Below are 24,800 nucleotides of genomic sequence, written 5' to 3'. Positions count from 1 at the left end.
CTTAAATCTTTTTTATGCTGATGGAACTCCCTGCCCCCAACACTTCTATTGCTGCTTCCATTTTTCCTGTATTTGTAATTGTTCCTGTCTGACGACCGTTCACCTGTACGTTATATTTCCCTGCCGGTAATCCGCTCAGCGTTATAACAGTAGTATGGGCTGTAATAACGGCATGTGTAAGTGTCGCATTCACAAAGTTTTTTCCGATCGTAAGTTTTTCAAACCTGTCGCGGTTGAGCGTAATATCCAGCGGGGCTGCATGTCGGCAATACAACCTGTTCCGCAAGCCATCATGCGGTACAATTTGCAGGCTGTCTTTAAAGGCACGTAATGTTCCGCCATAAGCTACCAGGCCAAATACGGGGTCGTTGGTTACGATGGTGGCGGCTGCACGGGTGGCCCCTCCGTATCCTAAATCTATTTCTCCATCATAAAACCACGGACCACGTCCCTGCTCCTTACGTATCCAGGTGCGTGCGCGCTGTTGTGGCTCGAAGGCCCAACCGCTGGCACCGTCGTTCTCTTTGCCGGGGTACCATGCGCCGTAGTTGCTTTCGGCTGTGCCCGTATTCATCAGCGCGAAGGAACTGAGGTAAGAGGCATAACCAAGCCGCAGGTAATCTGCAGGTTCGGTAGCATAATGGAGCGCGTAATCCAGTATGGCCCAGCCACCCATCTGTGACATATAACTTAATGTAAAGCCATCACTTTTACCACGGAAGTCGCTGCCCAGGTAATAGAACGATGGTTCCAGCCAGCCACGTAATGCAATGTTGGCCTGTATTTGCCTGTCCATAAAACGTCGCGCACTGTCGCGGGTAACAACAGGGTGCGAATACCATTTCTGCAGGTTCTTATCAAACCAAAGATTGCTGTCTGGTTTCATTTCATGATCAGTTCCGTACGCGGCCAATGCCTGGCTCGACTCAAAAGCGGTAGCATCTACTGCATATTCGGAGCGGAAAGGGTAGGGGTCGTCGTATACGAAGTATTTTACTTTCTTTTCCCACTCTTTTCTCAGCCAGTCTGCATCTTCTTTATATCCTTCCTTTTCAAGATCGGCTATGAGCGGCACTATTAGCAGTTCGTTATAACAGCCCCATTTGTAAGTTTCGTACCAGGGTAATATTTGATAGGGATAGATGAAGTAAGCTTTCGCTGTTTCCCTCGCCCTTTCCAGGTAGCCCTTTTTATCGAGATAATGAACTTTGTCGGGGTACATGGCAGCGATCTGGTACATGTGGTAGTACATCATCATCAGGTGCGGATAATCGTACGATCGCCAGATGTGCATTTTGTCCTGGTTCTTGTCGTTTACCATCAGCGAACGGCGTGTGCTGTCGCGGTTCACCCACCAGTTAGGAGTGCCGTAAATTCCGTACGGGTTTGGCGTTTCCTTATCCGTGCGCTGCAGTCCGCCCCATACAAAATGTTCGATGTAATATTCTATGGCGTCTATTTCTTTCTGCTCGGGGTAATAAAGGTTCTTGGCGGCCAGGTACGGTGCTTTGCCCAGCGCCGGATCGTCGCAGGCGAGCACATAACCCCACCAGCCATCAAAACCGTCGGTATTATCGGGGCCACGCAGTACCTGGTTTTTCATGTCCCATACCGATATGAGTCCATTGTACCATTTAGTACTGTCTTTATGTTGCTGATGCGAAACAAGGAACGATGCCCTTTTTTTGTAAAGGGTTTCCAGTGGTTCTGTAACAAAGAATTCCAGGTATGTATTCTCGTTACCGTTATACTTTAACGTCAGTTTATTCTCGCCCAGTTTGCGGAAGCTGATATCATAATGATGATACCCTTTCTGCTTTTCGCCGAGATAAGTGATTTTTGTTTGGGCCGGGAATTCGGCACTGAGTTTATTCAGCGGTACTTTGGTATGCAGTGCCAGTTTTACATGCATATCGGTAGGGATGGTCATGCCTGGCATTACGTGTACATCTATCAATCCATTACCGGCCAGTTTTTCCCGGATGTTGTTGTAATCTTTCACCCACTGCAGAACAAAACTATATGTTTGTTCCTGACCCGGTTGCAGCGTAAGTTTGGTATTAGGCTGGCGCCAGCTTCCCTGTATTTTACCCGACGTGTAGGCAGAATGGATGAAGGCCTGGAAGCCACGGTTGGCGGTGAAGTATTCGAGTCCGGTGCCTTTTTGTGGTGTCATTAAAAGATAGGGACCAACGCCGGTAGGGCGTTGCCAGAAGATGAACGAGTTGTTGCCCGATATAAAATGGTGTTTGATCACCTGCTGCTCAAATATCTCCTTTGGATTTTCACCGCCCTGGCTGTTATAGGGCAGGTCTAGGAAAAGGTCGTCGATAATGAGCAGACCTTTGCCGTTGTTTTTTATCCGGATATTCCAGTAAAGCGTATTGTTCCTAAGGTCGAAACTTTGGGTAAGAAGGTTGGTCAGGGAAGAGTCGCGCCGCCCGTTTTGCGTGTATCGCATGGTTATTTCCCCAAAGTGCCGGTTTGCCCGCACATAATTGGTAGGATAGATATCATGCCGGTTGCGGATAGCGGAAAGCCCCTTCTGGTCCCTGATAATTAAAAAGTCTCCGTTGCTAAGCGTGTCCGTGTGTTGTGCGGTGGCGGCCAGGGAGAAACATCCCAGTGCTGCGCAGATGAAAAGCCAAAACCTCATACTCCGAAGCTAACTGTAATTCAGCAGCAGTGTGTCCTTTATATTAGCGGAGAGTTGGCGGATTTTGACAGGAATGGCGGCCAGCTTTAAGGCCGCTGGTAAACCCTCACATAATCCACCTTAAAAGTCTGTGGTAAAACGGTATCGTCGATAGGGCCGGGCCATTTCGCACCCATAGCCAGGTTGAGCAACAGGTAGAATTCTTTCCGGAAGGCATTGTCATCGCCCTTACCCGCCACCTCCGTAGCAAAACTGAAATACTTAAGATCATCGAAGTACACATCGATCGATTTTTCGTTCCATTCCACTGCGTAGATGTGGAATTTATCGCTGATGGTAGTGTCAAAGGTTTTAGTGCCGGAGGAAGCATGTTTATGTGTGCCCGTATCGGCCCAATGCATAGTGCCATATACATCTTTAGGCATGTTGCCCACAAACTCCATAATATCTATTTCGCCGCATAGAGGCCAGTTTACCTGTTCCCGGTTAATGCCCAGCATCCAGAACGCAGGCCACATGCCGCCGCCTTTGGGCAGTTTGGCTTTCATCTCCACACGGCCGTACTTCCAGGAGGCTTTACCTTCGGTATTGATACTGGCAGAAGTGTATTGCGCCAGGGAGTCTTTCAGTTTCCATTCGGTGGATCCCGGGCGATAGCGGTTGTTACGGTAAGGTTCCTTACGGCCGGTAATCGTCAATACTCCCTTTCCCACCCAAATGTTCTCTTTCCGCTTTACCGTATAGTATTGCTGCTCCATGTTACGAACATGCCCGATTTCATACCGCCATTTGCTACTGTCTGGCAAACCGGTATAATTGAACTCGTCCTGCCACACCAGTTTCCATCCCGGCTTTTGCTGGGCAGCGGCAGGTATTATTAATAAAAGCGAAAGGGCGCAAATGGCGATGCAGGAACGTAACATGGAAACACAGATATTAGTAGACAGGTAAAATACGTATTCCCTCTTTTTTATTCTTACCGGTCATCATTTCGTACGATTATACGAAAATGCCCCCTTTTTATCCGATTTCCCCCTCCTTACGGTACCATTTCTCTCGATAAATTTATAGTACGTTAAAGAAAAACCATCTTGATACAGGCGATAGACACTAAATCATTTTTCCCCTCTCATTTTTATTAATATAAAGAATCCGTTATGAAGAGAATTCAACCCATCTTACTGCTCATGGCCGCAATGTGCCTGGGGCAGTACAACACGAGCGCGCAGGCGCCTGTTTTACCCACAAAGTCGACGTTAGCCAACACCCTGTTTTCGGCTAAAACCTATTCAAGTTCCTCCGCTACCGACACCTCCCTGCGATTTCGCAGCCTGCCGTCGGAGTTTACCCTGCAGGTGGTAGCAAAAGTGACTTCGGCCGCTGGCCGCGGGCTGGATATTGACGCCCGTAACGCACAACTGAAAGGTTTCCGGTTATCGCTGGATGCGGCCAACCTGAAATGGACAGCGCCGTTGGCCAGCGCACAAAACCTCTCGACTTCCAATGCCGGTGAATTTCACACCATCCGTATCGCCGTGAAAAGAGATTCTGCACACATCTACCAGAACGGTGCTTATTTGTTAAGCAAACCACTGGCGGCTATTAAAGACATTATTGCCGGGGTGGAAACCGATTCTGTACTAAATGCCACTATCGGCAGCGACCTGATTCCCGACTGGGACGGTACGGCTGCCAGCACTTCCGGTGCCCCCAGCAGTTATGGATGGGCGTACACGGATGCTACTACCACTACATTATTTAACACCGCCAACGGTGGCAGCGGGTCGAGGTACATGGATGTAAATGCTTCGTCGGGCGGTAACGTGCATACCCTCAATGGCAGCACTTACACAGGCAGGTTGTTGTACATCCGCTGGGATGGCGGCGCCTATCAGAATGCGGTGTATAGTTACCCGGTAACCCTGGCTGCCAATACCACTTACAACTTCTCTATGCTGCATGCTTATATCTCCAATGCTACCGGTTCTAAAACCATCACTGTGGGCATAGGCAAAACTACCGCGGGTTCTGCAAGGTATGCTACCAAAACCTTTGTAACAGATGGTACACGCGCGCTTAAAAGAGAGAGCTTCCAGTTTACCTCACAGGAGGCCGGGCAATATTATCTCACCTTTACCGGCAACTGGGCTTTGTTTTCCATTGCCGAATTAACGGTGAAGCAGTTTACCGCTAACTCCCGTTTCATCTTTGGTAAAAACTATCCTTCGGGGGCGGTGAACATGGAAATCAGTTCCGCCACTTATGAAGACGGAGCCTTTGCACCTACCACCCTGGTGACCGGTACGCGTCAAACGGTTAATCTTACGGGTAGTGCGCAGTACCTGATACCGGCATTCAACACCGATTACGTGGTGGCGGGTAAAACGGATGTACACTTTACGGGCGAGGGTTCACCGTTCGTGAATTCTACCATCACGCTTAATTCCAACGACTCCTGGCTGTTTTTCGATAATGTGAAGCCGTCTCTCATCACTGCCAACTGGTTAAGTAGTGTTAAGATCAACGGTGCTGCTGCTGTTGTAAATTCTAATGTGCGTTTATCCCCCTATAAAAATGGAACGGTGGTGATACCGAATGGTAACCAGACTTCCCTGGCCGCCCTGCAGGTTTATAGTCAGCAAAACCTGTCAGGCACTTCGGCTACTTACCCGATAGAAGTGTATAACAGTCTGGGCGCGCTGGATAATAAGATCCGGTCTTTCAAGCTAAAACGCGGTTATATGGCCACCTTTGGCAATAACCCCGATGGTACCGGTTACAGCCGCGTATTTATAGCCAGCGACTCCGACCTGGTGGTGAATACAATGCCGCAGGGACTTGATACCACGGTTTCTTTTGTGCGTGTGTTAAAGTGGAACTGGGTAAGTAAAAAAGGAAAGGCCGGTGGAGGAACACCCGTCAACCTAACAAATTCGACATGGTATTACGACTGGAACATTGGCGGCAGCACAGCGGCCGATTATGAATACGCAGCTATCAGGCAAACACAGTACTGGCCTGGCTGGGGTGATATCAATTCGAAAAGTAACATCAGTCACCTGCTCGGTTTTAACGAACCCGACAGGCCCGATCAGGCCAATATGAGCGTAGAAACTGCCATTGCACAGTGGCCCGAACTGATGAAGTCTGGCCTGCGTGTAGGCTCACCTGCACCGTCGAACCCACCGGCCTGGCTCGACAAATTCATGGCAAAAGCCGATTCGCTTAACTACCGGGTAGATTATGTGGCTATACATTGTTACTGGGGAGGTATTACACCGCAAACCTGGTACAACCGCCTTAAAGCAATATACGATCAGTTCAAACGTCCCATCTGGATTACAGAATGGAACAATGGTGCCAACTGGACTACCGAAACATGGCCCACAGAACAGAATGCACAGTTCCAGAAACAACTCGAAGACCTGAAAGGCATTCTCAACGTACTGGATACTGCCAGCTTCGTAGAACGTTATGCCATTTACGATTGGGTAGAAAACAAACGTGCGCTTGTATTGGCCGACACGCTTACGCCTGCCGGCAAGTACTATGCCGCCAGCAAATCGGACTTCGCATTTAACCGCAGCAAAGAGTACATACATGCCTGGAAGCTTACTGCTCCTACCATCTTCAGTTCCATTAAAAGCACCGACTATTTTAAAACTACTATTTCCTGGACAGACATCAACGGTGAGTTAGGTTCTAAATACATCCTCGAAAGAAAGATCGATGGCCGCGATGCTGACTTTGTACTGTTGCAGCAATACACCGGTTACGCCGCTGCGGCTGTTATGACGTTCGAAGACAGTGTGTTTGCCAAAGCTACTTACCGCCTGAAAGCTTTCGGTACAAATGGTGTTACGTTCGTTTATTCAGGTACCCACGAAATACTTCGTGATGTTGCACCGGTTGCGCCAACTGTAACAGGCGATGTAGTATCCGCCACTAAACTTCGTATTAACTGGACAGCCGTAACGAGCGCGAGGTCGTATAATCTCAAACGTTCCTTAAGTGCCAGTGGTCCGTTTACTACGATAGCTGCCCGCACAAATGCACTTACGTTCCTGGATGAAGGTTTACAGCCTGCTACGAATTACTATTATGTAGTTACTACACTGAACTCCGCAGGCGAGAGCGCAAATTCAACCGTATTGCTGAAAGCCACACCGGCATTGGTTGTTCCTGCAGGTGCCACTAATCCAAGGATCGCATCCGGGGATGCTAAGATTACGCTCAGCTGGGATTTCATGTACGATGCGAAATACAAGATCTTACGTTCATCTTCCGCTGGTGGTACTTACGATACTCTTGTCAATAACCTCGATGCAGTGAGGTATGAAGACCGTACCCGCGCTAATGGTTCCACCTGGTACTATAAGATTATCGCGTACAATAACGCAGGTTCAAGTCCTGCTTCGGCTGCATTTACCGGGGCGCCCGTTGCTGGTCGCTACCTGCGGATGAACTTTAATGAAGGTGCAGGCACACTGGCGAAAGATAACTGGGGTGGTTACAATGGCACACTGGCTAATGCTGCGGTATGGACAACTGGCAAAGATGTAGGGAGCGGTGCTGTTAACCTGGTTAAAGCATCCGGTTCTTACATTCAGTTGGAAAGTGGTGCCATGAGTGAGCTGGAAGATTTTACCATTGCTACCTGGTTTAAAATGCCTGCTAACCAGGGTTACAACACCAGGTTGTTCGACTTTGGTAACAGCACGTCCGTGTTTATGATGCTTACACCAAGAGTGAGTACTGCAAACGGTCCGTCACTCCGTTATAAAATAACCTGTCCGGCCGGTACCAATGATCGTTACATGGCATACGACCTGCCGCTGGACCAATGGGTGCATCTTGCTATATCCCAGCAGGGCTCAATATTTAAAATGTATGTGAACGGTACTTTGCAATATACCGACAGTAGTGCCACGGTTACACCTTCCGATATGGGGATCACCGTGAATAATTACTTAGGCCGTTCGCAGTACTCCACCGATCCGTATTCTGATCATACTTACGACGACCTGGTAATTTACAATTATGCACTCAGTGCCGCGCAGGTAGATGATTTGTACGATGGTAATATGCTGAACCTGCTGGCCGCAGCGCCTTACATAGCGCCTGTAGAGGCTTCGCCTAAAGCAAAAGTGTATCCTAACCCGGTATCATCCAGGTTGAACATCGAACTGCCTGTTGATGCAGCTGCCGATTTACTGGTGCAACTTTACAACCTTGCAGGTCAGCAGGTGCTGGAAGAAAAGAAAACCGCTAACGGCTCGCGTTTACAATATGTAGATGTGTCTAATCTGCCTGCAGGTGTTTACCAGTTGAGGGTGATAAATGCAGGTAAGGTGTATAATGCGAGAGTATTGAAACAATAATTTGTGATCTGATTGATAGAAGGGCATCTTCCGATAATGGAGGGTGCCCTTTTTTTGTTGAACATCTTACATAAAATAAACTCCTAAAAACACTCCGCTCAAATACGTCCAAAGCAACGAAAACACCACATGCACCGATGTCTCAAACCGCTTGCCCTTCCAAAGCGAAGAAGAGTACCCAAAGAACTGGATAAACAAACGCAATAGCCAAAAAATACCAATGCCCAGCGCCACCTTACGGCTAAAACTGGTGTTGCTTAAGTCTGCGGCAGAAGTCAGGCATAATAAGCCCATCAGCAGCAACACGATCGCCAGGAAAAAAGTATGCACATACATCATTTGCCGGTTGATCAAACTAATCGTAGCCATTTCTTCAGACCAGCGGAAGTATTTCGGGAAGATGGCGTGGATAAGGGACAGTATTACCAGCAGGATGCCGATGATTTTAATGTGTATCTCCATTTTTCACAAGTATAAAAGCAGATATAAATGGTGTTAGTTTTAATTCCTGCCGAACGCGAAAATTCGATTGTGTAAACGTTTGCTGCCAGCTGAACTTTGAATGGAAGTGCAGGAACCCGATGTTATACGTTAAGAAATTGACGGCATCCCTGAGATGCTCTACCACATAAACTATTCCGCCAGGTTTAAGGATGCGGTTAAGTTCCAGGAAGAAATCAATTCTCTCCTGCTCGTCTCTTATTTCGTGCGCGGCGAAAATTACGAATACCTTATCGGCAGTGTTGTTGACTGCAGGCAGGCGTCTAGTTGTTGTCTGAACTGTGCCATGGTAGGGAGGGTAAGCCTTTCTTGCCCTTTTGATAGATACTTCTGTATGTTTGGCGGGATCGTAAAAGTCGAGTACCAACAGTTTGCTGTGTTTAAACCTTTCCGCCAGCAGTGTACTCGTTTCATCAAAGCCGGCGTTTATATTCACCACCATTTCTTCATCCCCGTTTGCCTTTATCCATTTAAAATCATAAAGACCGGAGAAATCGTATATAAGGCAGGATGTTACGAGTGATACAAGGTTGACGTCGATTATTAATAACGCCGCAACGTAAACGTAGGGGTCGGCCGGGTTATCTACAAACCATGCGAACGTTAGCAGTAACGATACCACAACGACAGAGAGTACGTAGAAGTGCCAGTTAAACCGGATGATGTTGAATACGCCCTGGAAGGGTTTTCTTATCTTTCCCATTTTTCTACCCTCCCTTTTTTCCAGTAATAGGGAATGTTTTTGATGATGAACGCATTGGCCAGTACACACTCACTTAAAGCCAGGTCATTTACAAAAGCAACGTGATGGTCCATCACCTTTACAGGCTGTGGTGTCCAGTTTTCTCTTACACCTTCGATGATCAGTACTTCTTTAGTGTTTTGATTATACGTAAATGTAAAAGGAAGCGGCCCCGCATACCTTCTCGCTTCTTTCCAGTCAGCAAATGGCGAACCGGCAGGCAGTGCCGCTTCCGGGTCATCTTCCACCGCTATGGAGAAATCTGATTTACGGGAGTTGATATGGATAATGTTGTTTTGTTTCGTTTGCTGAATATCCGTGGTGCTATAGTTGTAATGCGTAAAAGTATTACCCATCAATTCCATCTTCTTTTTATCCGTCTGCGACTGGATGATGTATAAACCTCTCAGTCGCTTACCTGCATTGGTGGTATATTTTACGAAGATGCGGAAGCCGATCAGGAAAAAGTCATTGCCCATAAATCGTGGAAAACCTTTAGGACGCAAATCTTTTGTTTGTACCATCGCCATGGCTACGAATGCCCATTTATCCTGGAACGTATCCAGTTCCAGGCAGTCAGGAAGAAAGTGTTGTAAATCCTGTTTAGGCGCTGCGAAAGTGAGTACCAGCGAACTTTCGAAGAACGCCTCTACAGAGAAAGGGTGATTTTTCAGGAAGGATATCATGCGGTAAGGGATGTGTGCCTGTTTGGGCGGAGATGGAATTCAGTAAAATAAACGATCAGGATAAAGATAAAGGCAAATACTGAATTGAATTTGCCCCATAGCAACAGTTCCGGCACCAGTATAAATTCAAGCAGGTTCATTACAGCCACTGCAATTATCTGCACAATAGCGTTCAACCGCGACTTCCACCCGCTAATGATCCAGGCAGCCATCCCCATTTCGAGTAAACCAATGCAAATCGTTAGCGGCCTCGAATATTGTTGTCCGAGGATGTTCGCTACAATTTCCTGGTGTCGTGGAACCAGGTTTAATACTTTGCAAAAAAGACCATTAGCCAGCCATACGGCGGAAATAAGACAAGTAATGACGCGGTAAGTACTGTTCATTTAGGTATTGATAGACAGATAACTGCATCAATATAAGAAAAAATGATCCGCATAACGTATATAAATGCCCGTAAATATGTAAATTACAGGTACAAACCTATCCTATGTCAATGCTCACGGCCCATATTGCCATCAACGCCTCTATTGAGGAAGTCTGGAAATGCTGGACTACTCCCACTGATATTATTCACTGGAACACCCCTTCCGCCGATTGGGAAACAACTGGTGCTGAGGTAGATCTGCAAAATGGTGGTCGCTTTTTATATAAGATGATCGCCAGCGATGGGAGTGTAGCCTTCAACTTCGGCGGTGTATACAACAAAGTAGTGGTGAATGAATACATTGAATGCACCTTATCGGATAACCGGAAGGTAATCAACAAGTTTGCTATTGTGGATAATAAGGTAGTGATGACCGAGGACTTTGATCCCGAAAGCCAGACGCCTGTTGATGAGCAGAAAGCGTTTACACAGTCGGTGTTAGATAAGTTTAAGCGATATGTGGAAGGCGAGTAAGTTTATACTTTTTAATTGAGCCTGAATGAGCAAACTCGGGTGATCCATGGTTTTACTGCCGATGGACGTTGCACAAAGTTGGGGGTGTTGCAGATGGCGACAAACCCCGCCCGCCGGGAACGTTAGTAGCTTGCCATATGCAACAACGGACATTACACGTTCGTTGCATTTTATAGGATAATTTACCCGGAGTATCTCGCGCAGTTATAAGAGAACCAGCGTTATTTACCCAAAATACGCCTTTCACCCCACCCCGAAAAGTCACGTATACCAAGCACCAGCAACGTCATTTTTGGAAATTCATGATCTTTGCAACCGCCCATACCGCGAGTTATGCAATTTAATACATCGTTTCGTTTAGCGCTTTCGCTGATCTTTTTCCTGGTATGCAATACATTTAGATTCCTTCTTAGAAAGACAGTTCAGGACAGTATTAATTTTATTTATCATTATGTTTGATTCAAAGAAGACGTTAATCAAATATCATTTTTAATGACAGCCTTAGTAATGAGCTGCCATTATAAGAGCTATATTCTGCGTCCCCTTTGAAAATCAACTTAATATAAGTAATAGTTAAATATGAAAAATCTGATTTGTTTAGCTGGGATGCTAACAATTTTTACCTCTAATTTATTTAGTCAGACCAACAAACCGGCTGGGGTGAATTTCACAAAATATGTCGATCCGTATATTGGCAGCGGTTTCCATGGACATGTTTTTGTTGGGGCCAGTGTACCATTTGGCGCTGTTCAGTTAGGGCCAACTAATATGTCTGAAGGGTGGGATTGGTCGTCTGGGTACCACATATCTGATTCCACCATCATCGGCTTCCAGCATACCCACCTTAGCGGTACAGGCATCGGCGACCTTGGTGATATTTCTTTTATGCCCACCACCGGCGCTATAAAAGTTGTCAAGGGCACTTTAGAAAACCCTCAAGGCGGTTACGTTTCGCTGTTTAGCCATAAGGATGAGGTAGTAAAACCAGGTTATTATAAGGTTAAGCTGCAGCGTTATGATATTGGTGTGGAGCTAACGGCCAGTACTCGTGTAGGAATGCATAAATATACCTTCCCTGCTTCAAAAGATGCGCACGTGGTGATCGATCTCAAGGAGGGAATCGGTTGGGATGAATCTTCGGAAACTTATATTAATCAGGTGGATAAGTACACCATTGAAGGCTACCGCTTTTCTAATGGCTGGGCTGAAGCGCAGCGTATATACTTCACGGCAGTCTTTTCAAAACCGATAATATCGTTCGCTGTGTATGATGATACCGAGAGCAAGCAGGGTACGCAGCTCAAAGGCAAAAAAGTCAAAGGAGTATTAACCTTTGAAACCACAAAAGGCGAGGTAGTTTATGCCAAAGTTGGTGTTTCCCCGGTTAGTTCGGCCAATGCCATGCTGAATATTAAAGCCGAAATCCCTGGATGGGATTTCAATAAAGTAATTAAGGACGCCGATAAAGCCTGGAATGCGCAATTAGCGAAGATCACTATCAAAGCCGATTCATTATCTCAATTAAAAAAATTCTATACTGCTTTTTATCATACGATGATAGCGCCGTCGATATTCAATGACGTTAATGGCGACTATTGGGGTACAGACAAAAAGGTTCATAAGAATGTGGGTTTTAATAATGTAACTACATTTTCTTTATGGGACACCTACAGGGCAAACAATCCGCTGTTCACCATTATCCAGCCCAAACATGTCAATGACATGATCAATTCTATGCTGGCAATTTATCAGCAGCAAGGCAGTTTGCCTATTTGGCACCTCATGGCAAATGAGACCAACACTATGCCGGGAAACAGCGCGCTGCCCGTTGTTGCCGACGCATTGTTAAAAGGGTACAAAGGTTTCGATATCAACCTCGCATACGAAGCCTTGAAAGCCACCGCCATGGGAAATTCCAGAGGCCTCAAGTTTGTAAAAAGCCTCGGATATATTCCGGCTGACAGTGTTGCGGAATCAGTTTCAAAGGGACTGGAATTCGCTATCGATGACTGGTGTGTAGCGCAGGTAGCAAAAAAAATGGGCAAACAGGATGATTACGTTTATTTTAGCAAACGTGCTGAATACTATAAAAATTATTACGATCCACAAACTGGTTTTATGCGCGGTCGCCTTTCGGAAAATAAGTGGCGTACTCCCTACAGCCCTTTCACTTCCATACATGAGAACGGCGATTTTAGCGAAGGTAATGGCTGGGAATATACGTTTATGGTGCCACATGATGTGGAAGGATTAATTAAGCTATTGGGAGGTAAAGACAAGTTTAATACAAAGCTTGATTCGTTGTTTACCGCAGAAGGTGATATGGGTGAATTCAAATCACCGGATGTATCTGGTTTAATGGGCCAGTACGCACATGGTAACGAGCCGGGACACTCCATGGCCTATTTATATGACTACTCTGGCCAGCCCTGGAAAACAGCAGAAAAGGTTAGATTTATTTTAGATAATTTTTACACCGATAAAGTCGATGGTATTATTGGAAATGAAGACGTTGGTCAGATGTCAGCATGGTACATCTTGTCGGCCTTAGGCTTTTTCCCTGTTAATCCTGCAAATGGGTTATACGTTTTTGGCAGCCCGACTATTAACGAAGCTACCCTGGTATTGAACGAAAACAAAACGTTTCACATCACAGTGAAAAACAACGGTCCAAAAAATAAATACATCAACGCCATGAAACTTAATGGCGTTGACTATACAAAAACCTACTTTAAACATTCTGATATCATGAATGGTGGCGAATTGGTAATTACTATGGGGAGCAAACCGGGAACCATTTGGGGCGTAGGGGATGTTAATAAGGCAGTGTCTACTTTATAAAATACTGTTTAAGTAAATGGTATGCTTAGATGCGAGACTCATTTTTAGGGTGCGGTATTGAAGGTCCACAGACTTGTAAATACTTTGACAAGCTGTGGCTTTAAATCTTTGTTAACCTGATTAAATGGCAACCTGCGCTTAAATTTTCTAACATGAATTTCAAAATAAAAGCTGGCTTTAGCATTGCAGTATTTGTACTTGTTTTTATAACTGTTGCCTTCAGCAGGCAGGCAGATTTAAAAGTAACGAATTTAAAGTGCGGGTACTTAATCAATCCTATAGCTATAGAAAGTCAGCATCCAATCATCAGCTGGCAATTAACATCCGTAAACTTCGCCAAAAGGCAAAAAGCATATCACATATTAGCAGCAAGCAGTATCTCTTTATTAGACAAGAATATAGGTGACTTATGGGATAGTCATAAAGTAAATTCATCTAATTCTACGCAAGTGATTTATCAGGGCAAGCCGCTAAGTTCCAGAAAAAAGGTTTACTGGAAAGTAATGGTGTGGGATGAGAAAAACGTTCAGTCTGACTGGAGCTCCGCAGCAACCTGGTCAATGGGCCTGTTAAATGCTGCAGATTGGAAAGCGAAATGGATCGGATCTGTTATTGATCAAAATCCCGACACAGCGATAACTTACCCGGCACCATTTTTCCGAAAAGACTTTACGGTGAAAAAGGAGATAAAGCAAGCCATAGTGTATGTCAGTGGACTTGGTTTTTATGAACTTTTTATAAACGGTAAAAAAGTAGGCGACCAGGTGCTGGCCCCGGCCGTATCAAATTACGACAAAAGGCAGCTTAAAAATTTGCTTTATCCGTATGATGATCAATCGACACAACGGGTTTATTATAACACATTCGATATTACCAGCAGTATTATTCCACAAAATAATGCCTTAGGAATAATATTAGGTGATGGGTGGTATAACCAGCGGGACAGAACGGTGGAGGGTAAGATGTGGTATGACGTCCCGAAATTGATCTTCCAGATGGAGATTACGTATACCGATGGGACATCAGATCTTATTGTGTCAGATAACAAGTGGAAAACAAGTAATGGTCCGCTGTTAAAAAGTGGAATTTTTACTGGCGAAAAGTACGATGCGCGATCAGAACTCGGGGCTTGGAACAAGCCAGCATATGATGATTCGAAATGGAAATACTCAATTATTGCAAAACCTCCTACAGGACCTTTGCATTCGCAAACAGCGCCTTTCGATAAAGTGTTAAGAACTTTAACCCCAGTCTTTGATGGCCGGGTAAAAGATTCTGTTTATCAATATCATCTGGACGAGACGGTAGCAGGCTGGGCAGCTTTGCGCGTGAAAGGTAAGGCAGGAAGTGAAATCAAAATAAGGTACATCAGTGAAGAAGGCGAAGATTACGGGCAATATGATCACTATATATTAAAGGGTGATGGCATCGAGATTTGGGAACCAAAATTCACTTGGCATGCTTTTAGAAAAATAGAAGTTTATTCAAAAGATGTGGTCCTTGACTCAGAAAGCATTAAAGTGAAAGACGTACATACCGACGTGGCATTAAATGGAAGTTTTGAGTGCTCCAATTTTTTCATGAATAAAATTAATACCGCTTATTTAACAACCCAAAAGGCCAATTTCCACGGCAGCATAAGCAGCGATTGCCCGCACCGGGAGCGACTTGGTTACACCGGAGACGGACAAGTAGCTATGGAAAGTGCCCTATTGTCTTTTGATATGCCTCAGTTTTATAATAAATGGCTAATTGATATCGATGATGCTAGAAACCATAAGACAGGGTTTGTTACGCATTCTGCTCCATTTGGAGGCGGAGGCGGTGGTCCTGCCTGGGGATCAGCCTACGTAATTATGCCTTGGTTGTACTATACTTATTATAACGACACAACGATCCTGAAGCAGCACTATGTGGGTATGAAACAGTGGGTAGCATACTTAAAAACACGAACCAATGAAAACGGCCTGATCATCAAAGAAGAACCTGATGGCTGGTGCTTAGGTGATTGGTGTACGCCGTCCGATATTCAATTACCCGAACCCCTGGTCAACACCGCGTATTTCTACTATGTTACAGATTTGATGACCAGGGTCGCCCGTATCTTAGGGGAAAGTGGGGACGAATCTGAGTTTTCAAGCTTAGCCCAAAAGATTAAAATAGATTTCAATAAAGCCTATTACAATGCATCAACAAAAACTTATTGGGAAGGAAGACAGGGCGCTGACGTTTTTGCATTAGCTTTTGGCTTGGTGCCTAAAGCAAAATACGGCGCTGTTTTCAACTCCCTGATCAATCATTTAGCTAAACTTGATTATCATTTTGATACCGGCATACTGGCAACGCCGCTATTGTTAAAAGTGCTTTCCGAGAATGACCGGGATGACATTGCCTATAAAATCATGAACCAAAAAGATAAACCTGGATTTGGCTATCTTTTGGACGGTAAAAACAGTACATTATGGGAAGAATGGGCCGGCGGCGGCTCTCATAGTCATCCAATGTTTGGCAGTGTGATCGAGTGGTTATATTCAGGTATAGCTGGAATAAAACAAGATACGGCAGGGGCTGGAATTAAGCATTTCATTATTAAGCCTAACCCGGTAGGAGATTTGACTTATTGCAAATCATCGTATAATAGCTTATTCGGGATAGTACGTTCCGAATGGAAGATTGGCGAGGGAGGAAACCTGGAAATTCTAATAGAAATACCTGCAAATACTTCAGCAACATTTGTTTTACCAGGAGAACTAATGAAGTTGGTGGATAACTCCGGCAAAAGCATCCCTACAAAAAAAGTCAACAACAAATATGAAGCACAATTTGCATCCGGTGTGTATCATTTTAAAGTGTTATAGAGGAAACAATTAATAATGTAGTTTCTTCTGCTTTTGCAGGTAATGCAGATGGTAATAGGACATTTCCCGTGTTCTCCCTGTTTTCTTTTCTCCAGGTACAGGAGGCGCCGGAGATTAATTTTAACCAACTTCATACAACACATTTGTAGGTGGTCGAATAAATTCGCTCGTTCTAAACCCTCCTTCACAGAAACATGGGTCAGCGAATAGGTCATCTTTTCCGATACTTTAAAAGGTTTTTGTGGTATGCAATTATTTGAAAACAACCGTATATGGGAATATCGCGCATAAAAAAAAAGCACTCGTTATGAGTGCTTTTCTAAATTTTGCGGACTGGACGGGACTCGAACCCGCGACCTCCGCCGTGACAGGGCGGCATTCTAACCAACTGAACTACCAATCCTTCCAGCAACTTCAGAGCAATGCTCTTCCGTTTTGGGATTGCAAAGATAGCAACAAAAAAATCAATTGCGCAAATCTTTTTTTAAAAAAAATCAAACCATACCTTTACACTCTCTTTAACCTTTTTTAAGTCTATTTATGCAATTCCTGGATTTCGAAAAACCTATTGCCGAACTGTACGAGCAGCTCGATAAACTCAAAGAGAATGGCGACAAGTCTGGTGTAGACGTTTCTGCCACCGTGAAAGAGTACGAACAAAAGATCGCGCAAACACGCGAAGACATATACGCCAACCTTACTGCCTGGCAAAAGGTACAACTGAGCCGTCATCCCGACCGCCCTTATACGCTTGCGTACCTGGAACGGATGGTGACCAACTTCGTGGAAATGCACGGCGACAGGAACGTTAAGGACGATAAAGCCATGGTGGGCGGTTTTGCCGACCTCGATGGTGAAACGGTAATGTTCATCGGGCAGCAGAAAGGTATCAATACCAAAATGCGCCAGATCCGAAATTTCGGTATGGCTAACCCCGAAGGTTACCGTAAGGCCCTGCGCCTCATGAAACTGGCCGAAAAGTTCAATAAACCCATCGTTACCCTCATCGACACGCCCGGTGCTTACCCTGGCCTGGAGGCGGAGGAACGCGGACAAGGCGAGGCTATTGCCCGTAACCTGTTCGAAATGGTAAAACTGAAAGTGCCTGTAATCTGCATCATCATTGGTGAAGGTGCTTCAGGTGGTGCTTTGGGCATCGGCATCGGCGACCGCATATTCATGCTGGAAAACAGTTGGTATACCGTAATCTCTCCGGAAAACTGCTCCACCATTCTTTGGCGCAGCTGGAATTTCAAAGAGAAGGCGGCCGAAGAACTGAGACTTACTTCCGACCAGATGAGCAACTTCGGCCTGGTAGATGGTGTGATCAAGGAACCACTGGGTGGCGCACATACCAACCACGACGAAATGGCGGAAATCCTGAAGAACTCTATAAAGGCCACCTTGGCCGAACTTAAGCAGATCGATCCGGAAACAAGGATCCAGCAAAGAATAGAGAAATTCTCCAATATGGGATTTTTCGAAGAGCGTTAAAATTATTCTCAGACATACCATTTCAAATTTCCATCTTTGCACCTCTTTACAGAGCCTGGCAAACAGGATATTTGAAATTTAGTGAATGCAAACTATGTTACAGCAACAACTGAGGGGAACCGGTGTAGCACTGGTTACTCCTTTTTCAGCCAACGGCGCCATCGACTGGAACGCCCTTGAAAGGCTGATCGATCACGTCATTACTGGTGGCGTTAATTATGTAGTGTCTTTAGGAACTACCGGCGAAACACCTACGCTTTCGTCCGAAGAGAAGCTGGACCTCATAAAGTTTACATTCGAAAAGGTAAATAAACGGGTGCCCGTTGTTGTGGGCATCGGCGATTATAATACGCAGGATGTGGTAAAACGTCTGCAATCCTGCCCGCTCGACGAAGCTGCCGCTATTCTTAGCGTGGCGCCTTATTACAGCAAACCTTCGCAGGAAGGTATTTTCCAGCACTATAAAGCGATAGCAGAAGCTTCTCCGAAGCCGATCATCCTTTACAACGTTCCGGGCCGCACAGGCCGTAACATGACTGCAGCTACCACGCTGCGCATTGCGAACGAGGTGGAGAACGTAATAGCCATGAAAGAGGCTTCCGGCGATATGCAGCAATGCATGGAAATCATCCGCAGCAAACCGGAAGGTTTCGTAGTGGTGAGCGGCGACGATGGCCTGGCCTTGTCGCAGATAGCCTGTGGTATGGACGGTGTAATTTCCGTAGCAGCCAACTTCTTCGCGAAAGATTTCTCCGCCATGGTGCAGGCTGCCCTGGCTAATAACTACGAAGAGGCCCGCCGCCTGCATTACAAAATGCTCGAAGGATACGACCTGATGTTTGCGGAAAACAACCCCGCCGGCGTTAAGGCGTTCCTGGCCTACGCCAACATCGTGGAAAACACCTTCCGCCTGCCGGTTGTGCCGGTGAGCGACGAGCTACACGCTAAAATCAAAAAATACCTCGCTGCTTATAAATAGCTGGTTATGACAATATGACACAAGGGCAAACGCCGGTTTATCCGGTGTTTGCCTTTTTCTTTTTTAACCAGCTTCAGTAACCACCCCCGGCCGCCGTTGTGTCACTCCCTTCAGCTGCAACAAAAGGCCCAGCCGGTGTCGATATAATATCACGAATATCCTTTTTCTTCTTTTACCTGCCGTTCGCTCACTCCCTGTCAGCTACCCTGGTTTCTGCAATAGTATTCCTCCTGCTTGTCCCTAAACTGTTATTTTCCGTCCTATTAAAGTGGTTTTCCGGAAAAAGGAGTCCGCGGAAACAACAGTGGGAATAGGCATCTTGCTGTTTTTAAGTGTCTGGAAAGCTTACCAGTAGGCACCCAGGCCCTTTGCCTGCCCTTAAACTGCCCTTTCGCTGCCCTTTCCCCGGGCTTATACGAATGCGGAAAGGGCATCCTCACCGGACGCCCTTTCGGTATTAAAAAGCTATGTTAGCGCTGTTTAGAAGTTAAACCCAATGCTGAGGTTCAGCCCGCGGATGCCTGCGAATGGAGCGTCTATTTTGCCCCTGACACCGTTATTGTCCACGGTGGCGGTAACAAACTTCTTGTCTTCGATGAAGTTCACTACACCTTCGATATCTTCTTTCAACTGTGCCTGGTCGCCTTCGGACAGTTCGCTGAGGTCGGTTTGGCCGTTTACATTGCCGGTCATTTTACCCCAGTGTGCGCCAAGGATGGTGAAATCGATGGTTACACGTTTGATTTGCCATTGCACGCCCATCAGCACACCGCCGCCGAACCCTTTGGAGTCGCCGAGGAACGGTACTGTTTTGGTGATGCCGGCATCGGTAGCCTCGAAATCGTAGGGGAAGTCGTATTTAAAGCTGGAATAGCGACCATAAACACCACCATAAAAGCCCCTTGCACCTGTTTTGCGGGAGCCGGTATAGAAACGCACTTCCGCAGTAATTGCATTGCCCGAAACCTTTGCGTTGTCCAGTTGCTCGCTTATTTCGTCGCCCTCGTCTGCCAGCTGGTCCATTACGGTTTTGGTAAGGGGAGTGGCGTTCAAAGCGGTTTTAGGCATGATGCGGTAGCTGGCCGATGCAGAAATGAAACGGTTCAGCACGCGCTCGTAAGTAAGGCTGTAATTACCCAGCAAAATCGGGCTGAGGCCAAGCTTTACGTTGTTCTTGTAGTAGAAAGAGTTACGGCCTTGTTTGGCAGGCTTTTCACTTTCAAATTCGTTAGTTAATGGCGTCGACGCAGTGTCGGCGCTGGCAACAGGTGAAGCTACGGAATCTGGTACTGCCTCTTGTGCTTTGGCCGAATAGCCGGCAAGCAGGCATACGAGTGCCAGGTAGTGGAATGGCGCTTTTTTCATACAGTATAGGTATTTTATTAATACGTAAAGGTAATACGCAGAAACTACCAAACAATCACTAAATATGAGTATTTTAAAAATTAATAAGATTTTAGTGTAGGAAATTCAGTATCTTATATGATGTAACTCACTCCTTCTTCGGCTAAGTCGGTGTTTGGAAAAACAGGGCGGCATTCGTCGAGGAAGGGCTGCAGTTCGGTGTATTTGCTGGAAAAGTGGCCGATGAGCAGTTTTTTAGCGTTTGCAGCTTTGGCAATAGTGGCCGCTTCAACGCTGGTGCTGTGGAACCGGTCGGCGGCTTTCTGGGTCTGGTCCTGCAGGTAAGTGGTTTCGTGGTACACCATGTCGGCGCCCTGTATGTGAGGGATCATCTCCTCATTATAAATAGTATCGGCACAGTATACGTACCGTTTGCCGGGTTCGGGAGGCAGGGTAACCCAGTCGTTATGCACCAGGGTGCCGTCTTTACGCAGGTAATCGGCGCCTTCCTGGAGCTGGGAATAGAAGGAGGCAGGTATTTCGTAAGCCCTTGCCTGTTCGGGAATGAGTTTGCGTTTACGGCGTCGCATGTTAAAGGAAAAGCCGTAACAGGCAATGCGGTGGCGGGTAGGGAAGAAGCTCACCTCGTAATCCTTTTCCTGGAAAAGCAGTCCGGCGTTTTCGCCCAGCAGGGGTTTAAAGGTAAGGGGGTAGTTAAGCACCGAAGCGGCGCATTGCAGTTGCAGGGCAATGATGGCTTCCAGCTCTGGTGGCGCATACAGGAACAGCGGTTCGGTACGCCCGAGCATACTCAGGGTATTAAGCAGTCCTATCAAACCGAAGTAATGATCGCCGTGAAGGTGACTGATAAGAATGTGCCTGATCCGGCTTCGGCGTATTTTGTACCTGGCCAGCTGCACTTGTGTACCCTCGCCGCAATCTACCAGCACCAACTGTTCGTTGAGGGTGATGATCTGCGCGGTGGGGTGTCTTTCCGGGGTTGGGAGGGCCGAATTATTGCCCAGTATTGTTACCGCAAACATGTGTAATGATAGTATTGTTGATGAACACGGCGCTTATTCCCAGTCGCCGTTGCCGATCTCGCGCTCCAGTTCCTCCATCATCACGAGGTCGACGGCCTCATCAAGAGTAGGTGCAAGATTTAGCACTTCCGGGTGATTTTGGGTGAAAAATTGTGCTAAGTCGGGGTGAAGGCGGGCTAGTGCGCAGGAGCGGTTGTTCTCGTAACAGTGTTGGTAGACTGCTAAAATGGCTTCTTTTCCCTTTGCGTCGGTTTTTTCGATGCCGGCCATGTCCAGTATGAGATTGCGGCCTTCCAGGTCGGGGTAATGGGTGATGCCGGTGATAAACGAAGCTGACAAATTAGCATCCAGGGAGTCGCCTTCAGGACTAAAAATCACTATTTTTTCTTTGGTATCAATTTTGAACTTCATGAGCCCGGATGTTTAATTTTAATCTCTAAAAAAAGGAATCAAGGAAACCATCTGTAAAAAACACTACGAAGTACCTCATACCAAAACATCCTTCTCTCCGTAGATATTATTACACCGCAGGCCTTCCAGGAGCAAAAGTAAATCTTAAGTATAAAATTGCAAGGACAAAAAGGTAAATCAAATTTATTTGCTAATATTGTATAGGCACGCCCCCGTAAGGGTTTTAATCAATAAATAATCTCACAATGGACCAGAATTTTTCACCGCAAGTAAAGGAAATCATTTCATTCAGCAGGGAGGAGGCTTTACGCTTGGGAAATGATTTCATCGGTACAGAACATCTGCTGCTAGGTATTATTCGGGAAGGTGAGGGCACAGCTGTAAAAATTTTACAGGCTCTGAACGTGGATCTTTATGAGCTGCGCAAAGAGGTGGAACTGGCTATCAAGGATAAAACCGGTAAGAATATCGCTAACATCAACAGTTTGCCGCTAACGCGACAGGCAGAAAAGGTGATACGCGTGACCGTACTGGAAGCAAAGGCGCTCAAAAGCCCAACCGTGGAAACAGAGCACCTGATGTTATCCATCCTTAAGAATAAAGAAAACGTTTGTACTCAAATTCTTCAACAGTTTGACGTGGACTACGATACATTTAAAAATGAACTTGGCTTCGTGAAATCAACAGACCCTAAGGCCGAATTTGATGATCCCGGAGAAGAAGAGTTCGAAGACGAAAGAAAAAGTTATGCTTCAAAATCGAAGCAGGCGAATGCAAAATCGAAAACACCTGTACTTGACAACTTCGGTCGCGATATTACGAAGCTGGCCGAAAGTGGCAGTCTCGATCCGATCGTAGGCCGTGAGCAGGAAATCGAAAGGGTATCGCAGATACTTTCCCGTCGTAAAAAGAATAACCCGATCCTGATAGGTGAACCTGGCGTAGGTAAAACCGCGATCGTGGAAGGCCTGGCCCTCCGCATTGTACAACGCAAGGTAAGCCGCGTGCTGTTCGATAAACGTGTGGTGAGCCTCGACCTCGCTGCACTGGTAGCCGGTACCAAATACCGTGGCCAGTTCGAAGAAAGGATGAAGGCGATCATGAACGAGTTGGAAAAGAACCGCGATGTAATTCTCTTTATCGATGAAATACATACGATCGTAGGTGCGGGTGGCGCTTCCGGTTCACTGGACGCTTCCAACATCTTTAAACCAGCCCTCGCAAGAGGCGAGCTGCAGTGCATTGGCGCTTCCACGCTCGACGAGTACCGCATGTATATCGAGAAAGATGGTGCTTTGGACCGTCGTTTCCAGAAGGTGATCGTAGAACCACCAACTGTAGACGAAACCATCCAGATCCTCAACAATATCAAACCGCGTTATGAAGAATACCATAACGTAAGTTATAATGATGAAGCGATCCAGGCATGTGTTAAACTCAGCGACCGCTATATGACCGACCGTTTGCTGCCCGACAAGGCGATAGACGTGCTGGATGAGGTGGGCGCCAGGGTGCATCTGAAAAACATCAACGTTCCTCAGAACATCCTCGATCTTGAAAAACAGATCGAAGACATCAAACAGGAAAAAAATAAAGTGGTGAAAAGCCAGCGCTTCGAAGAGGCAGCAGCTTTGCGCGATACGGAAAAGAAACTGGGTGAAGACCTCGAAAAGGCCAAAAACATCTGGGAAGAAGAAGTAAAGCACAAACGTTACCCGATCGATGAAGAGGCGATAGCCGAAGTAGTGAGCATGATGACCGGCATCCCTGTTAAAAGGATGGTGCAGGCCGAAACGGAGAAACTGCGCCGCATGACCGTTGACCTTAGCGGTGCGGTAGTTGGTCAGGATGAAGCCATCAGCAAAGTAACCAAAGCTATTCAGCGTAACCGTGTAGGTTTGAAAGATCCGAAGAAACCAATTGGTACCTTCATCTTCCTCGGCCCCACCGGTGTTGGTAAAACTGAGCTGGCTAAATCGCTCGCCCGTTATATGTTCGATTCTGAAGATGCGCTGATCCGTATTGATATGAGCGAATACATGGAGAAATTCTCTGTAAGCCGTTTAATAGGCGCGCCTCCGGGTTATGTTGGTTATGAAGAAGGTGGTCAGCTTACTGAAAAAGTTCGCCGTAAACCTTACTCTGTAATCCTGCTCGACGAAATAGAGAAAGCACACCCGGATATCTATAATATCCTGTTGCAGGTACTGGATGATGGCATACTCACCGATGGCCTTGGCCGTAAAGTGGATTTCAAAAATACGCTCATCATCATGACCTCTAACATTGGTGTTCGTCAGTTGAAAGACTTCGGTGCAGGTGTTGGTTTCTCCACCACGGCGAGGGTACAGGCAGAAGAAGATAATACCAAATCAGTAATTGAAAAAGCACTGAAACGGACCTTCTCTCCAGAGTTCCTGAACCGTATTGACGATGTGATCATATTCAATGCGCTGTCGAAGGAACATATATACACCATCATCGACATCACGATGCAGGGTGTATTAAAACGCCTTAACAACCTGGGCTTCAGCCTGGAGCTGACAGAAGCTGCGAAAGGCTTCCTGGCAGACAAAGGTTACGATCAGCAGTTCGGTGCCCGTCCGCTGCACAGGGCCATCCAGAAATACCTGGAAGATCCTTTAGCGGAAGAGATCCTGAATATGAACATTCACAATGGTGATATTCTTATTGCCGATCTGGATACAGAAAATCAGAAACTCGTATTTACTTTAAAGAATCCTTCTAAGAGTAAGTCCGAAAAATCAGAAGCTTAATAATACTTTCTCGATAAGTAAAAGGCCTCCTTTTTAAGGAGGCCTTTCTTGTTTTTAGGCACTAATTTGTCTATTTATATATTATTAAATGTATTTATTAATCTGGCAGATGTCAGTTCGCCTTTTCCTAAGTTGTTCCTTATCAACCCCTATTTTATTCTGTTGTAATTTAAAGGTGCGAATGTG

16 protein-coding genes and 1 tRNA gene are annotated in these 24,800 nt (G+C 46.1%); 7 read left to right on the top strand and 10 right to left on the bottom strand.

Annotated features, from left to right (window positions below; all coding sequences use genetic code 11):
* Position 1 precedes the first annotated feature (1 nt).
* Both QZT80_RS13300 and QZT80_RS13295 read right to left on the bottom strand, forming a co-directional pair.
* A complete protein-coding gene (locus tag QZT80_RS13300) occupies positions 2 to 2,656 on the bottom strand; it encodes a DUF5695 domain-containing protein (RefSeq protein ID WP_295122523.1) in 2,655 nt (884 codons plus the stop codon).
* A gap of 86 nt (positions 2,657 to 2,742) precedes the next feature.
* Positions 2,743 to 3,579, bottom strand: a complete 837-nt coding sequence (locus QZT80_RS13295) for a glycoside hydrolase family 16 protein (protein ID WP_295122521.1) — start codon at positions 3,577 to 3,579, stop codon at positions 2,743 to 2,745.
* Between the two features lie 234 nt (positions 3,580 to 3,813).
* Here QZT80_RS13295 and QZT80_RS13290 point away from each other — a divergent pair, with 234 nt between their 5' ends.
* A complete protein-coding gene (locus tag QZT80_RS13290; protein WP_295122520.1) occupies positions 3,814 to 8,037 on the top strand; it encodes a glycosyl hydrolase in 4,224 nt (1,407 codons plus the stop codon).
* Positions 8,038 to 8,103: 66 nt separating this feature from the next.
* On the opposite strand, the gene QZT80_RS13285 is transcribed toward QZT80_RS13290, so the two are convergent.
* From QZT80_RS13285 to QZT80_RS13270, 4 genes are read right to left on the bottom strand one after another with little or no spacing between them, the layout of a single operon-like run.
* On the bottom strand, positions 8,104 to 8,499 hold the full coding sequence (locus QZT80_RS13285) for a hypothetical protein (RefSeq protein ID WP_295122518.1): 396 nt from the start codon (positions 8,497 to 8,499) through the stop codon (positions 8,104 to 8,106).
* On the bottom strand, positions 8,483 to 9,241 hold the full coding sequence (locus QZT80_RS13280; protein WP_295122516.1) for a class I SAM-dependent methyltransferase: 759 nt from the start codon (positions 9,239 to 9,241) through the stop codon (positions 8,483 to 8,485). The genes QZT80_RS13285 and QZT80_RS13280 overlap by 17 nt, the downstream gene beginning before the upstream one ends.
* Entirely contained in the window at positions 9,229 to 9,966 is a 738-nt protein-coding gene (locus tag QZT80_RS13275; protein WP_295122514.1) for a DUF2071 domain-containing protein, read from the bottom strand. Before QZT80_RS13275 ends, QZT80_RS13280 begins: the two co-directional genes overlap by 13 nt.
* Positions 9,963 to 10,352, bottom strand: a complete 390-nt coding sequence (locus tag QZT80_RS13270; RefSeq protein WP_295122513.1) for a DoxX-like family protein — start codon at positions 10,350 to 10,352, stop codon at positions 9,963 to 9,965. The genes QZT80_RS13275 and QZT80_RS13270 overlap by 4 nt, the downstream gene beginning before the upstream one ends.
* A gap of 104 nt (positions 10,353 to 10,456) precedes the next feature.
* Between QZT80_RS13270 and QZT80_RS13265 the strand changes: the two genes are divergently transcribed.
* The 3 genes from QZT80_RS13265 (at position 10,457) to QZT80_RS13255 (ending at position 16,566) form a co-directional block, all read left to right on the top strand.
* Positions 10,457 to 10,867, top strand: a complete 411-nt coding sequence (locus QZT80_RS13265; protein WP_295122511.1) for an SRPBCC domain-containing protein — start codon at positions 10,457 to 10,459, stop codon at positions 10,865 to 10,867.
* A 579-nt stretch (positions 10,868 to 11,446) separates the two neighbouring features.
* Positions 11,447 to 13,708, top strand: a complete 2,262-nt coding sequence (locus QZT80_RS13260; RefSeq protein WP_295122509.1) for a GH92 family glycosyl hydrolase — start codon at positions 11,447 to 11,449, stop codon at positions 13,706 to 13,708.
* 152 nt (positions 13,709 to 13,860) lie between these two features.
* The gene (locus QZT80_RS13255) at positions 13,861 to 16,566 is read left to right on the top strand and encodes a family 78 glycoside hydrolase catalytic domain (protein WP_295122507.1); all 2,706 of its coding nucleotides are present in this window, start codon (positions 13,861 to 13,863) and stop codon (positions 16,564 to 16,566) included.
* Positions 16,567 to 16,895: 329 nt separating this feature from the next.
* On the opposite strand, the gene QZT80_RS13250 is transcribed toward QZT80_RS13255, so the two are convergent.
* Positions 16,896 to 16,969, bottom strand: a tRNA-Asp gene (locus QZT80_RS13250).
* A gap of 137 nt (positions 16,970 to 17,106) precedes the next feature.
* On the opposite strand from QZT80_RS13250, the gene QZT80_RS13245 reads away from it, so the two are divergent.
* Entirely contained in the window at positions 17,107 to 18,060 is a 954-nt protein-coding gene (locus QZT80_RS13245) for an acetyl-CoA carboxylase carboxyltransferase subunit alpha (RefSeq protein ID WP_295122505.1), read from the top strand.
* Positions 18,061 to 18,154: 94 nt separating this feature from the next.
* Positions 18,155 to 19,039 (top strand): 4-hydroxy-tetrahydrodipicolinate synthase, encoded by an 885-nt coding sequence (gene dapA / locus QZT80_RS13240; RefSeq protein ID WP_295122503.1) that lies wholly within the window; start codon positions 18,155 to 18,157, stop codon positions 19,037 to 19,039.
* A 480-nt stretch (positions 19,040 to 19,519) separates the two neighbouring features.
* On the opposite strand, the gene QZT80_RS13235 is transcribed toward dapA, so the two are convergent.
* From QZT80_RS13235 to QZT80_RS13225, 3 genes are all read right to left on the bottom strand, one after another.
* The gene (locus QZT80_RS13235; RefSeq protein WP_295122502.1) at positions 19,520 to 20,404 is read right to left on the bottom strand and encodes a hypothetical protein; all 885 of its coding nucleotides are present in this window, start codon (positions 20,402 to 20,404) and stop codon (positions 19,520 to 19,522) included.
* Positions 20,405 to 20,517: 113 nt separating this feature from the next.
* On the bottom strand, positions 20,518 to 21,426 hold the full coding sequence (locus tag QZT80_RS13230) for a ribonuclease Z (RefSeq protein ID WP_295122501.1): 909 nt from the start codon (positions 21,424 to 21,426) through the stop codon (positions 20,518 to 20,520).
* Between the two features lie 33 nt (positions 21,427 to 21,459).
* Positions 21,460 to 21,837: an STAS domain-containing protein gene (locus QZT80_RS13225; RefSeq protein WP_295122499.1), complete on the bottom strand. Its 378-nt coding sequence runs from the start codon at positions 21,835 to 21,837 to the stop codon at positions 21,460 to 21,462.
* A 245-nt stretch (positions 21,838 to 22,082) separates the two neighbouring features.
* Here QZT80_RS13225 and QZT80_RS13220 point away from each other — a divergent pair, with 245 nt between their 5' ends.
* On the top strand, positions 22,083 to 24,614 hold the full coding sequence (locus QZT80_RS13220; RefSeq protein ID WP_295122497.1) for an ATP-dependent Clp protease ATP-binding subunit: 2,532 nt from the start codon (positions 22,083 to 22,085) through the stop codon (positions 24,612 to 24,614).
* The last annotated feature ends 186 nt before the right edge of the window (positions 24,615 to 24,800 follow it).

Source organism: uncultured Chitinophaga sp. (genome assembly GCF_902168175.1).
Taxonomy (GTDB): Bacteria; Bacteroidota; Bacteroidia; order Chitinophagales; family Chitinophagaceae; genus Chitinophaga.
The sequence above is the reverse complement of the archived record's forward strand: the minus strand, read 5'-3'. Positions and strand labels throughout refer to the sequence as shown.